Source organism: Neisseria sp. P0021.S007 (genome assembly GCF_051956855.1).
This window is the reverse complement of record NZ_JBQCXA010000613.1, coordinates 1-656: the sequence shown is the minus strand read 5'-3', so window position 1 is coordinate 656 and position 656 is coordinate 1. Positions and strand designations below refer to the sequence as shown.

Sequence of the window (656 nt, the reverse complement as noted above, 5' to 3'; positions counted from 1 at the left end):
ATTTTGTGGTACGAAGGCATTGCCGAGCATCATCCGCTCCTTGAGAAACTGGGTCCTGAGCCGCTTTCAGACGACTTTTCCGCCGATTATCTGTATCAAAAGCTCAAAACGCAAAAACGCGCGGTCAAACTGGCTCTGATGGACAATGCTATCGTGGTCGGTGTAGGCAATATTTATGCGAACGAAAGCCTGTTTAAAGCGGGTATTTCGCCGACCCGTCCTGCGGACAAGGTTAAGAAAAAAGAATGCGTTGTCTTGGTGGAGACGGTCAAGGCAGTGTTGCAGCGTGCGATTGAAACCGGCGGCAGCACGTTGCGCGACTTCATCAACAGTGACGGCAAAAGCGGCTATTTCCAGCAGGAATATACGGTGTACGGCAGACACAACGAACCCTGCGTCCGTTGCGGCGGTTTGGTGCAGAAGGAAGTTTTGGGGCAGCGCGGGACGTTTTATTGTCCGAACTGCCAAAAATAATCTATGAACCTGTTTTCAGACGACCTCTTTGTCATCTGGGTCGTCTGAAAACGTTATTACTATGATTTGATACACATTTAAGACGAAAAGAAAAACAGTTATGCACTCACAAAAAGCACCGTTTTTTACCCGTTTGGGCAGATTGTTCCGCTTGGCGGGATGGCTGTTCCGAACCGGAAGAC

1 protein-coding gene is annotated in these 656 nt (G+C 49.1%); it reads left to right on the top strand.

Going from position 1 to position 656, the window contains the following annotated elements:
* A partial coding sequence (mutM, locus tag ACTHUR_RS14950) for a bifunctional DNA-formamidopyrimidine glycosylase/DNA-(apurinic or apyrimidinic site) lyase (protein ID WP_440399388.1) occupies positions 1 to 474 on the top strand: 474 nt, incomplete at its 5' end.
* Positions 475 to 656 lie beyond the last annotated feature (182 nt).